Consider the following 12,776-nt stretch of genomic DNA (forward strand, 5'->3'; position numbering starts at 1 on the left):
GAATTTATATAGGTTTCAAAAAAGTTGATTTCTACTACATGGTGCCCTTTTTCCATGGGGCTATAAGGAATTTTGCTTAAGAGATCCAGACGGTTCCATATGGGCATTTGTCAAAAAAATCATAAATAAAGGAACAAAATCCACAGGATAAATTCATTTTCCATGTGGATTTTGTTGATATTACTTTGAAATATTCACTTCTTTTTTTAGAAGTCTTCCTTGCTTTTTATACATAGAAAACGTCGACCAATTTGCAATGAATACACCAGATAAAATGAGTATGCCACCAATCGCCATAATTGGTTTGATCGGTTCGTCCATTACAAAATAACCTAAGACGCTTGCAATTAATGGTGATACATAAAGCCAAGTTGAGGGGAAGACCGGGTTCGTTTTAGATAATAACCAGCTGTATAATCCATGCCCCCCTATTGAACCTATAAATACAAGATACAATATTGGCCACACAGCGTCCCAAGAACTTAAAATCTCAATTTTCGGCTTTTCAAATAAAAACGAAACTAATAGTAGAAATATTCCCCCATATAACATTTGAAAAGCATTGATTAAAAATGGCGAAACAGCACTGTATTCTGTTAATATTTCTTTTGAGGAAATCGATCCAAATCCGTAAAAAGCTTCTCCTAATAATACTGCGATACAAGCAGCAACCCATAAGTAAGAGACATGCTGACTGATCCCAGGTAAACACACAAAAATTACACCTGCAAAAGCCATTAATAACGCTATTAGTTGTTTACGCTCAATTGCCTTATTAGTTCTCCTTAATTGGAAAAGTAAGATCATCATTGGACCAGTTGCAGACAAAACTGCGGCTAATCCTGATGTTATATACTGCTCCGCCCAGTATAATGTTGAAAATGTCATAAAAGTTAAGCAGAATCCAATATACATTATTCGTTTTGAAAAAATAAATTTCTTCATCTTTACCCCTTTAAGAAGGAAATAGAAAATGACAATCAGTCCCGCTAATGTAAATCGAATACCTGCTGAAAATAAAGGCGAAACTCCCGACTCGATTCCAAATTTTATTGCTAGAAAAGTTGTACCGAAAATCATGCAAATAAAAATATAATTAATAATGATCATTTCATCACCCCTTTAATAAAAGTATTATATTAAATTCGGAGTATAACAGTATAATAGAGCATATAACAGTTAGCTCTTTTTCAATTGACGATTGATCTTTTTTTAATTAATTTATAACTAAAAACCAGTGGTGAGTATATGAAAATCCAAATCCATAAAAAATCAACAGTTCCAATTTATCTCCAAGTAAGCACTCAAATTGCAGGTAGCATTCAAAGTGGTCTACTTTTCCCTAACGAAAAATTACCATCTTTACGGATTTTAGCAGAGGAACTATCTATAAGCGTTTTAACTGTTAGAAAGGCTTATAAATGGTTAGAAACAAACGGCTATGTCACAGTTGAGCCAGGTAAAGGAGTATTTATTAGTAAGAAAGTAAAAAAAACAGCACAGGTTGATCCAAGTAATAACTGGCAACAGACTTTAGGAATCAATATAGTAAGATCTCAATATTTAATAAATAGAGAACCGTTAAAGTATGATTTTTCAAAGGCAGTTGTGTATCCACGTCTGCTTCCAAATAAATTTTTAGCGGATGAAATGCAAAAACTATTAAGAGATGATGCGTCAATCTTAACGACCTACGGACCGGTTCAAGGAGATATTGAATTAAGATCTGAAATTATTAAACATTTATATGAATTTCAAAAAATACGTTCTAAAGCTGAAAATCTAATTATTACAAGTGGGGTTCAACAAGGAATTGACTTAGTAGCACAAGCGCTATTAAAACCTGGGGATTCAATAATAGTCGAAAGTCCGTGCTATGGTGGTGCACTTGATATTTTTATAAATAAGGGGATTCATATTATACCTGTGGAGATGGATGAAGAGGGAATTCGATCAGACTTAATTGAAGATATGTGTATTAAATTCACACCAAAATTACTTTATGTTAACCCTACCTTTCAAAACCCAACTGGAATCTCAATGAGTAATGGTCGTAGAAAAGAACTAATTGAACTAGCACAACAGTATCAATTTTTTATTCTTGAAGACGATTCATTTAGTGATATTTTTTTTGAAAAAGCATTTCAATATTACCCAATTAAGTATTATGATCAATCAGACCACGTCATCTACATTAAAGGATTTAGTAAAACATTAGCACCCGGAGTTAGAATTGCTGCAATGCTAGCAAATGGACCGATTCTAGAATGGCTACTTGCGGTAAAAGCTTCAATGGACGTGGGTAGCCCTTTACTAACACAAAAAGCGATTTTACCCTTTCTACGAACCGACCGAATGCGAAGTCACGTTGAAAAACTACGAATCGCTCTACAAATTCGGCGTGATACAAGTGTTGAAATACTTTCATCACTTAATGATCAATTAAACTTTCGGATACCTGGTGGCGGCTTTAATTTGTGGCTTACATTTCATGAATCCAATCTAGATATTTTTAATTTTTTAAGAAAGGCTAATCATGAAAATATCTCATTCTTACCTGGTGTAGCATGTTATAACAACAATCCAAATACCACTTCATTTCGGATTAGTTACTCTTTAGTTAGCGAAAATGATTTAGCTGAGGGGTTAAAGAAACTACGCAATATCATTAAGCAAATAGAAAACTAGTGTAAAGAAAGGCTATTTAGAACAAGATGCAAAATTTCAAAAAAATAAACTTATTACCACTCATCATAACCATGCCTGCAATGATAATCGGAGTACTTGCTATGATTAATAGCCATGTATCACCTTCCATTTACGGTCAAAATATATTTATAGCTATTATAGGAGGACTCATCTCCTTTTTAATACTTTTTAGAGATCAAAAATCCACTATGAAAAAAACAAATATCATTGTCATTACGTGCATACTCATATTATTTTTACTTACCTTTTTGGACAAAGGATTACATGGTGTACACCGCTGGATCGCAATTGGACCATTAAGATTTCATATCGCTTTAGTTCTAGTTCCATTATTAATAATAGAACTAGCTAGTTTCATGAAAGCAAAACCATTTTGGGTTACTTTTAGTTTTACATTAATCTTTACAGTATTATTATTTTTTCAACCAGATGCATCACAATTAACAGCTTTTACAATCTCTTTTTCATTTTTATTACTAAATAGAAGTAAGAATAAAAGCGTTCAAATCCTCCTATTCATTGTTTTTATTCTATTAATTATCTTAAGCTGGTCTCACTTAGATCAACTTGCCCCAGTTTCATATGTTGAGGATATTTTAAGTTTAATAAAGGAAATGGGAACTGGATGGCTAATCCTAGCAGTAATTTCACTTTTAATTTTATTAATACCATTTTTCATATTTCCACCAAACAGTTCTAAACAATTATCATTCAGTCTAGGAATCTATTTTTCGATTAGTATTCTTTCAAGCTTTTTTGGAAACTTCCCGCTACCGATTATGGGTTATGGAACATCGCCTTTTATCGGTTACTTAATAGCTATTTCTTGGTATGTATATAATAAAAAATGAACCATTAAATAAAATGGTTCATTTTTATTTTCCTCACCAATGAGATGGTCTTTTAAGTGTTGATGGTATTCTAGTGTGATAATCTCCTTTTGCTGAGTTAATTTGAGCTTGAGTAAGATAAATACTTCCTGTTAGGTCCGCACCACTCAAATTAGCATCACGTAAGTCTGCACCGATTAGATCAGAACCTCTTAAATCGGCTCCCTTTAAATCTGCAGCAATTAGATAGGCTCCTCTTAAATTTGCTCCGATAAAATTCGCACCCTTTAAATTAGCACCAATTAAGTCTAAAGCTCTACCGGTAGCTTTTTGACGCTTCTTATTGTTGTTAAATTTTTTCAAAGCCACGGTTCTTGCTTGCTCACTAACACGTAAAAGTAAGGAGTTAACTTCTACACGGTGGGCTATGATATCTAAGTTTTTTATTAGTTTAGGTTCCATAAGTGTTAATTTTTCAGTCTCTTCTAATGCTATTTTTATTTCATTATGAATCTCACTTGCAGCACTTATCGTCAAACTTTCATTTAAATACCAAAGCATTTCATGCAGTTGCTTCATAATTGGAAATACATCATACATCAAATTAGCCAATTCTGGATTTTGTCGCCAATCTTTTCCATCAAAGGTTACTTGAGATACTTTTTGCCCCGCTCCAAAGCAATCAAAAACAGTACAGCCTTTGAAACCTAACTCTCTTAAATTCATGTGAACTCCGCAACGAAAGTCTGATTGTAAATTATGACAAGGTTTGCCTGCAATTTTATCATTGGCAAAATCAGCCGAGGCAGCAAAAGGTAATGCAACACAGCATAGTCCAAAGCAACTCTCACAGTCAGCTTTTAGATTTTTATAACGCTCGTTTACTAATCCTATATTTTCAATTTTACTAGCCACTCTTGAGCCTCCTTCCCACCTTGTATAAATGAATAATATTTTTTATCGTAACATCGTAATTTTTTTTGGTCAAACATAGAACTTACAGCTTAGTAAGTGCAAGATTCATTAGGCGCTTTTCTTTCTTTGACAATAAAAAAACAGATAATTATATAAAATTATCTGCTTTTAATGTAGCTTTATTTAATTGTTACATCTTTTAAATATGGAACAAAGTTAATCCATGTTTGACCTGGTGAAAGTTTTATTTCAGTTCCATCTAGTGTATACGGAATGATTCGACCATCTACATTCTTCCATTGTATATTCATATACTTTCCATCAACAATATAATATCCTTTTCCTCCGTGTTCAATATCAATTGAACGGCGACCATAACTATCAATAATTTTATGAGTCGCTTCGATCACTAAGATATTTTTTATTTGAAGCTCTTTCCCGTTCAAAGCATCCTTTGCTACAATTTCATTTTGAACTCTCTGAAATTGTTTAGTTGAATTCGAATACTTGTAGGTCACATTATTTCTTGCATCATGAGAGTATTTTATAAATACTTCACCAGCATTTTTCCAAGAGTGATCAAAAACTAAATCTTTATGGGTGAAATCTAACGGAGAAACTTTTTCTGAATAAGAGTAATGCCTTTGAGCAACACCTTTTTCAATACCCTCTTTCAAAATATAAGAATTGTGAGGTGCTTTTCTCGTTTTGTCTCTTTTAAATAACGTACCGTCGTAGATCAGTCCGTTTAATGCATCAATCATTCCTGAATCCATCATTTGTTTCGCTTTAGGACTATTTCCGTGACAAATAAATAATGCATGATACCCATTTGCCAGGTTGATGTAATAATCTCTCGCACTTCTTACAGGTCCTATTTTCTCAGGTATATTGCTTTGAAAAATGGCTAGAAATCTTGTAATATCTCCTTCTGCTAAAATTTCATACACAACATCAGCATTACTTAATCCACTTTGAGGTCTAGCTAAATAATAATTATTAACCATAACCGCAACAGGTCTTTGTTCACTAGCCTGACTTATTGGTAGTCCACTTAAAGGTGCATAAATCGTATCAATTTCTCCTTTATCAATTACATGTTCATTCGAAGGATTTTTCTCATTATTTTTAACTGTTTTTACAGACTTTTCACCATGCTTACATCCTACTAGAAGCATACTTATCACAATTATTGATAAAATTTTCTTATGCATTGGCTCCCTCACAATCTGTTTTTTCTTAAATTGTATTAAATAACTTTTAAAATAGAAAGAATTTGTTAGAATTTTTCAAAAATAAAACATTCAACTAATGATTGAGTATGTAGAAAAAATCTTCAAAATTTGATTTTCAGACTGATTGCAATCGTTTGACTTTGAGGACAAAGTCTTGTTAGGAGCGGTGTTACTCTAAACATAATAAGCACCACCGCAGACAGGCAAAGTAACGAAGAAAGTGAACGTTTGTCACCAATCTAAAAATTTAAGTTATTCAATTTATATGAACTTGTATTGTTAAATAATCAGCTTAAATTTGTTCTTATTTTATTTAATCTTAAATATTGTATAAAGATAAGAATGTAGAGGAGTTGAAGCTATATGATTGTAGTTCATTATATCGAGAAAAACGTTGAACTATTAAACCAACTACTCAAAAATGTCCCCTCTGAAGGAGATGCTATTTTTATTAAAGGTCGAAAAGGTAAAGTATTAAGTGTTAATCAAATAAATGATAAACATGTGCATGTAATTGTAGAACTAGAAGTTATTAAGAAAGTACAGGTTTTAGCAAAAGATGATAAAAAAAGAAGAAGATAAATTTCTAAACTTAATGGGAGATTATTCCCATTATTTTTTTTGAATTTTTTGCCCAGTTTAAGTTTCACAATTCATTTTTCCACATAAAACTATGAACTATACTGTCTAAATGGAATGTATTCTTTTTTCAAACTGCACTAAACATGATAAACTAGGAAAAGTTTCAGTAATCAAAGTAATAAGGAGTTTAATATGGAAATTAAGAATATGCATCATATCGCTATCATTTGTTCTAATTATGAATTGTCAAAGCATTTTTACATAAATTTATTAGGTTGTAAAGTAATTAAAGAAACCTATCGAGAGGAGCGCGACTCTTATAAGTTGGACTTAAGTATTGGAGAAAATGGACAAATAGAGCTATTTTCATTTCCAAATCCACCTAAGCGACATACAAATCCAGAAGCAGTTGGGTTACGCCATTTAGCCTTTACTGTAACTAATATAGAAGAAAGTATTCAATACTTAAAGCAAAATGCTGTCTTTGTAGAACCTATTCGAATTGATGAGTTAACTAATAAAAGATTTACATTCTTCCAAGATCCCGATGGCTTACCTTTAGAATTGTATGAAGAGTAGATATAAAAAAACAAAACCCAATCTAAATAAAAGATTGGGTTTTGTTCCCTTTTTCCTCGTTACTTAAAGAGAGACCTTTATTTTATCTGTTAAATTATATGTTTCACCATTAATTTCTAATGATACTGGTGGACCATATTCCTTTGTGACTATTATCGATTTTTTGGTTATTGTTATTTCAAGTCTTGCTCCTTGCCATAGGAAAGGAAAAATCATTTCATTCCAATTTGAAGGTAATTTTGGATCAATTTTTAAACGATTTATGTCCATGGAGATATTTGCAAAGCCAAAGATTGCTACTAGCCAATTTGCTCCCATAGGCGCAGCATGAATTCCATCATCTGATGATTTTGGATTCGGCCCTAAATCGATTAAACAGCCTTCTTGAAATAATTGGTAAGACTCTTCCCCGTAGTCACATCTTGCAGCAACAATTGCATGAATTGCTTTACTTGTTGGAGAATCATGAACAGTACGCTCTTCGTAGTATTCTAAATTCTTTTTAGCGATTTCCTTTGAAAACAAATCCGGAAAAAGATAGAGCAACATGACAACATCAGCTTGTTTTAACACTTGTAGTTCATAAAGTTCTTGTAGAGAATAATCCAATAGAATTTCTCTACTTGCAATGGATTGTCTATATTCTGTTAAGTCAATCTCAGATTTAGTTAAAAATGAATCATCTTGCGGAATGATATTTTCATCATTTTGGATTGGTAAATATAATCGTTTTAAAAAATCAGTACAATTTTGCTTTAATTGAGCATCAGGATCATTGTATTTCCCCATATAATTTAGCGCATTCTGCACATTATAAAAAGCCATGTAATTCGTATAAGCATTATTATCTACTTGAACTGTATATTCGTCTGGACCGATGACATTTTTAATGATTAAATCGCCATTTGTATCAGTTGCCCTACTCACCCAAAATCGAGCAGTTTCTTTGAGTAGTTCAAGTCCATCATTGGCCATAAAGCTTTCATCTAGCGTATTTTCATAATATTGTACGACAGCATATGCAATATCAGCTACAATATGTTCACTTGATTTTGCTAAATTTGAACTTCGAACGAGCTCGGGTGATTTATTATTCTCTGATCCTTTTTGTGTTTCTTCTTTTCCGGAAAAAGCACTTGCCCAAGGAAATAAAGTACCCTCATAACCTGATTGGTATGCATTTATTTTTGCTTCTTTAATATGATGATAGCGGTATCTAAGTAATCTTTTAGTAACATCTGGTTCAGTAAATAAGTAAAACGGTGCAATAAACATCTCCGTATCCCAAAATATTAAACCATTATTGCCTTCACCAGTTAATCCCCTTGCGCCTATACTCAATCGATCATCATGAGAAGGGGTCATTGCTTCAATGTGGTACAAAGAAAAATCTAGAGCTAACTGATCTGCTTGATCCTTTGAAGTAATGACCACTCTTTTTTGTTTCCAAAAATCCTGCCACTTGATTGTCGTACTATTTCTTAAATTATCATAACCCTCTGATAAATATTTCTGTACAGTATTAACACTAGCCGCAGAAGGTTCTCCTCGTAACATATCATTAGAAGTATAAACTGAGCTAATTTTTGAAAACTCAACAGTTCGATCAACTACTAGATCTTGTGTAATTGAGGCTAGAAGCTGATTATTTAATGTAAAATATGAAACTTCACTCTCATCAGGCGTTACACAGCATGTTGCGATAGCAATTTTATGTTTAGTCTCTGTAGTTTGATAAACACCATGCATAATTCGATTATCCATTATTCTTACTAATTCTTCTGTAAGTTCATTCTTTTGTTGACTGACACACTCTGCATTAATACCTGTTTTTATTTTAAGTTTGGCATTACAGTCTAATGCTGTGACAGTAATTTTTGAAGCAAGTAAATGTAAATCATCCTTTGAAACAAAACGCTGAAACAAAAAGTGGAATCGATTTCCATCTTTATTCTTCCAAATTACTTCTCTTACTAATTCGCCGGTCAGCATATTTAATTTTCGATCATAAAATGTAAATTGACCAGTTGAATTCGAAAAAATATCACCATTTATTTCAATTTCCATTCCAATTAGATCTGGAAGATTCACAATCTTTGTCGTTTGACTTGGAGATAACTGATTATAGATACCAGCTATATACATGCCCCTAGTTTGTCCTTCATAATCTTCTTCATGGCAAGATCTCAAACCTAAGTAACCATTACCTAATGCCATTAAGCTTGCATATTTATTAATTAATTGCTCGTCAAATTCTTTTTCAGTAATCATATTTACTTCATTCATATCGTTAAACTCTCACCTTTATAAAAATTCATATAGTAAAAGTTTGCAATAAATCTTCTTATTTTAAACTTGAAATTATAAAATAATAGCTGATTTGTTAAAAATAGCTTTAGCCTTATTAACCCAAAAAATCGTGTCACTATTTGCGACACGATTTTTTCTTACAATTCTTTATTAATTTTTTGTAAGCGTTAATTGCCAAGATACACCATATTTATCATTCACCCATACAAACTTTTCACTGAACGGATATGACTGTAAAGGCATTAATACTTCTCCATCTTGACTTAATTGTTTGTATGCATTTTCAATTTCTTCATTTGTTTCACAAGTCACATACAATGAAACAGCTGGCGTAAACGTAAACTTATGTTTAACAGTACTATCAATGCACATAAATTGTTGGCCATTTAATGTGAAAGTAGCATGTACTACTTTCCCTTCAAACTCACCCATATCTGCTCCATAACGCGTAATATTCACAACTTCTGAATTGTTAAATAGTGACATATAAAAATTCATTGCTTCTTCTGCTTGTCCTTCAAACATTAAAAACGTTGTAATTTTTTGCATTTAAGTCAGCTCCCTTTTTCTTTATTCATTGCTTAACAATTTTTGGTTTTAGAGTGATATCATTTCTTCGTTTAATTTGGTAAAAATACTTTGAAGATCCTCTTTAGAAATTGTTGAATATAAATCTCCAATGCTAATCTCGCAATAACAAACTTCCTCATTAACAGGTCTTAAATTACCAGTAATACCAATTTTTGTTTCTTCATGAATAGATTGAAGAATGATTTTAATCTTTTCGATCGGAGCATTAAAATGAACATGAAACATATTAGAAACAGGAATAGTTGGTACAGTATGGATTGCTTGGCAACTATTAAAAAATTTGGCTAACTCTACTGCATCTTCATAGTATTGTCCCATCTTATTTACTCTTTGATCAAAATAATAATTTGCACTTATTATGTAAGGATAAAGACTAATTAAATCTCCACCATGTCTTCTTTTCCAAACTTTTGATTCGGCGATAAAATCTCGATCACCAGCAAGAATTGCTCCCGCTACTCCTCCAATACCTTTATAAAAAGACAGATACACACTATCAAATAAGCTACATAATTCAGAAGCTGTCTTCTTATAATATGGGAGAATTTCCATTAATCTAGCACCATCTAAATGCAATTTAATTCCCTTTTCACGGCAGTATGAAGAAATTGATTCAAGTGTTTCGTATGATGGTAGTTGTCCACCAATTTCCCGTTGTGGTAATTCTAGTAATAAACAAGAGATTTCCTCATCCATTGCTAAAACATCCTCTAACTCAATAACACGACTTTTATCTGCTAGTAAAATAGGCTGTATATTATGTAGTTTTTTCAAACCATCTTCCTCGTGAATTTCTAAATGTGATAAAGGATGATAAGCAACTTTATTCATTCCTTTTTGATCACACCAAATTCTTAATGCGATTTGCTGAGCCATCGTACCGCTAGGAAAAAACACTGCAGATTCCTTACCTAAAAACTGTGCCATTTTTTCTTGAAAATCTTCAATAAAATTCCCTGTCCCATAAAGATCGCTTTCTTCACTACCATTGAAGACTTTTAGTGCATCCATTAGTACTTGAATAGTTCTAAACCCATTACCTGCTAATTGTTGTTTTGTATTTTTAAATGATTCTATAAAAGGATTCATATTATTCAAATTGAACTCTTCCTTCCGTCTATTAAATTATCCCACTTAAAAAATTCTATAAAAAGACCAATAATTCCTTGAATCATATTAATTTAGTAAGTTAATCGATAGACTAAAAATCTTTCATTTTGATTTTTCTTATAAGCATCTGCTAATAAAATTTCTTGTTTTAATTCAAAGGCAGTCTGGTTTTCCAAAAAATAAATATAATCATCTGAACTATAATATAAAATGATGTCAACATTTCTCTTAGCTTGCTCAACCGAAATTAAAATGTTATTGATAATATTCATAAAAATTTGGATTGAAAATGGATTAAAAAAATAGAAACAATTATCTAAGGGGTTAACTTGATAATCTTCAGCCAAGCAGCAATAAAATAGAATCTTGTCTTCATTCACCTTTGATTTCTTTATGTAATTCTTTTTATTTTCAACAGCCTCGTTATAATATTTTTCATTCATTTCAATCCCAACAACAGTTGCATTAAATAAGCTATTGAGATAGAAATTCAATCTTCCTTTACCGCACCCGAAATCAACTATTCGATCATTGCTTGAAAGTATGTATTGTTTAAATAATTGCTGCAAAGCGCTATAAGGCGTTGGTTCATATCGATGATAATGAAAGGATTCGTTAAATCCTTTTTGCTCTCCCTCTGTTTTTATATTCAGCAAATTATCATAATACTTATCGTCCATTTTTCCACGACCATTCGACCTAATATTTTGTATGTATCTTTATCATACCGTTTAAAAATGGCTCAGTCTAACCATATAAAAAGAAGCGTGTTATTTAAAACGCATTAATGTGTAGACAAAGTCCTCAAAATTTGATTTTCAGACTATTTAAACACGCTTCATCTTAAATTTCTTACCCGCTCCAATATATTGTAACAATGATAGATCTTCTTCAATAATCATCCCTATTACATTTACTTTCTCATCGATTGGTAGATTAGTAAGCATAATTTGTAGCTCACCACCCTATCTGCCATATAATTCATTATCAATTGTAATAGAGCCCATGTTTCTTATGATCGTATTTGCTGGTTTTAGACTTTTCTCACCAAAGCTACCGTATAATCTAGATTCCATTGATCGAATACAATCGCGTGCAGGATCTTCACGATTGGTGTGAATTTGCTCCACTGTGGAAAGTATATCTTCATCTTTTGAGAACGGTCTATATCTTAATTCAATAAATTCCTTTGTTTTTGAAAGAGCCTCCATCGTTTCTATTTTTATACTAACATCACCTACTAAAACTTTATCAATGTAACAGTTTTGAGTTAAGTCTAAATAAGCTAGGAGAGGATTAATCCCACGATGTTTTTCTAACGTTGGTAGTCCTTTAAAGAGTGGGCCTCTCAGCTCATCATTTCCAGGCATAAATGCCATTGTTGAAATTCCAAAGGTTTTTAACCATTTGTTTTTTTCGATTAAATAATTTGTAGCTAATCCGGTTTCTGGACGGGGATAAAAATTATGCCAAGCTTCTACATTTTTAGTTTGTAATCCGCATTTAAGCAATTCATCTAAAAATGCAGGCGTAAGTGTGCTAGCATTAAGTGCGATCTTCATTTTTTTAGAAAGGTCTGCTATTTGTTTTTCATTTAGTCCGTAATCTACTCGTAATCCAGTAACTCCCCAATTTTGTAATTCACATACGTTTGAGTAATCTAAGCCTAAGTGATTTAGTGACTTTGCTGAAATATCTGCCATAAGCTCCATTCCATTTTCCATGGCATCTTTACCAAGCAGTTGAAGAAGTGTTTTATAAGTTGAAGGGTCATCTTCTGGTATGTGTAATGATGTAAAGATAGAATGAAAGCCATTTTTTTTTGCTACTTCGATATATTTTTTATTGTTCTCAATATTTTTTTCAGATAAATAGATTGATATACCTAGCATAGTCTCATTCCTTCTTCCTACTA

Annotated in this window: 11 protein-coding genes and 1 pseudogene; 4 read left to right on the forward strand and 8 right to left on the reverse strand. The window is 32.0% G+C overall.

Going from position 1 to position 12,776, the window contains the following annotated elements:
- Positions 1-180: 180 nt before the first annotated feature.
- A complete protein-coding gene (locus RAH41_RS18085) occupies positions 181-1,110 on the reverse strand; it encodes a DMT family transporter (protein WP_331224462.1) in 930 nt (309 codons plus the stop codon).
- Positions 1,111-1,248: 138 nt separating this feature from the next.
- Between RAH41_RS18085 and RAH41_RS18090 the strand changes: the two genes are divergently transcribed.
- Entirely contained in the window at positions 1,249-2,688 is a 1,440-nt protein-coding gene (locus tag RAH41_RS18090) for a PLP-dependent aminotransferase family protein (protein WP_331224464.1), read from the forward strand.
- A gap of 26 nt (positions 2,689-2,714) precedes the next feature.
- Positions 2,715-3,560 carry an FtsW/RodA/SpoVE family cell cycle protein gene (locus tag RAH41_RS18095; RefSeq protein WP_331224466.1) on the forward strand — a complete coding sequence of 282 codons (846 nt, stop codon included), beginning with the start codon at positions 2,715-2,717 and terminating at the stop codon, positions 3,558-3,560.
- A gap of 33 nt (positions 3,561-3,593) precedes the next feature.
- Here the strand turns inward: RAH41_RS18095 and RAH41_RS18100 are convergent, their stop codons facing one another.
- Together RAH41_RS18100 and RAH41_RS18105 are read right to left on the reverse strand one after the other, a co-directional pair.
- On the reverse strand, positions 3,594-4,454 hold the full coding sequence (locus RAH41_RS18100; RefSeq protein ID WP_331224468.1) for a pentapeptide repeat-containing protein: 861 nt from the start codon (positions 4,452-4,454) through the stop codon (positions 3,594-3,596).
- Positions 4,455-4,633: 179 nt separating this feature from the next.
- Entirely contained in the window at positions 4,634-5,668 is a 1,035-nt protein-coding gene (locus tag RAH41_RS18105; RefSeq protein WP_331224470.1) for a DUF3048 domain-containing protein, read from the reverse strand.
- A 384-nt stretch (positions 5,669-6,052) separates the two neighbouring features.
- Here RAH41_RS18105 and RAH41_RS18110 point away from each other — a divergent pair, with 384 nt between their 5' ends.
- Positions 6,053-6,271: a hypothetical protein gene (locus tag RAH41_RS18110; RefSeq protein WP_088014064.1), complete on the forward strand. Its 219-nt coding sequence runs from the start codon at positions 6,053-6,055 to the stop codon at positions 6,269-6,271.
- Positions 6,272-6,463: 192 nt separating this feature from the next.
- Positions 6,464-6,850: a VOC family protein gene (locus tag RAH41_RS18115; RefSeq protein WP_331224472.1), complete on the forward strand. Its 387-nt coding sequence runs from the start codon at positions 6,464-6,466 to the stop codon at positions 6,848-6,850.
- A 63-nt stretch (positions 6,851-6,913) separates the two neighbouring features.
- Here RAH41_RS18115 and RAH41_RS18120 read toward each other — a convergent pair whose 3' ends face one another.
- The 5 genes and pseudogenes from RAH41_RS18120 to RAH41_RS18140 form a co-directional block, all read right to left on the reverse strand.
- Entirely contained in the window at positions 6,914-9,136 is a 2,223-nt protein-coding gene (locus tag RAH41_RS18120; RefSeq protein WP_331224474.1) for a glycoside hydrolase family 65 protein, read from the reverse strand.
- A gap of 174 nt (positions 9,137-9,310) precedes the next feature.
- The gene (locus RAH41_RS18125) at positions 9,311-9,709 is read right to left on the reverse strand and encodes a VOC family protein (RefSeq protein ID WP_331224476.1); all 399 of its coding nucleotides are present in this window, start codon (positions 9,707-9,709) and stop codon (positions 9,311-9,313) included.
- Between the two features lie 48 nt (positions 9,710-9,757).
- Positions 9,758-10,849, reverse strand: coding sequence for a threonine aldolase family protein (locus RAH41_RS18130; RefSeq protein ID WP_419471627.1), 1,092 nt, complete (start codon positions 10,847-10,849; stop codon positions 9,758-9,760).
- A gap of 83 nt (positions 10,850-10,932) precedes the next feature.
- A complete protein-coding gene (locus RAH41_RS18135; protein ID WP_331224477.1) occupies positions 10,933-11,541 on the reverse strand; it encodes a methyltransferase in 609 nt (202 codons plus the stop codon).
- Between the two features lie 147 nt (positions 11,542-11,688).
- Positions 11,689-12,753 (reverse strand): annotated as a pseudogene (locus tag RAH41_RS18140) (DUF871 domain-containing protein).
- Positions 12,754-12,776: the final 23 nt, after the last annotated feature.

Origin of the sequence: Gottfriedia acidiceleris (assembly GCF_036421055.1) — a bacterium.
Classification (GTDB): Bacteria; Bacillota; Bacilli; order Bacillales; family Bacillaceae_G; genus Gottfriedia; species Gottfriedia acidiceleris_C.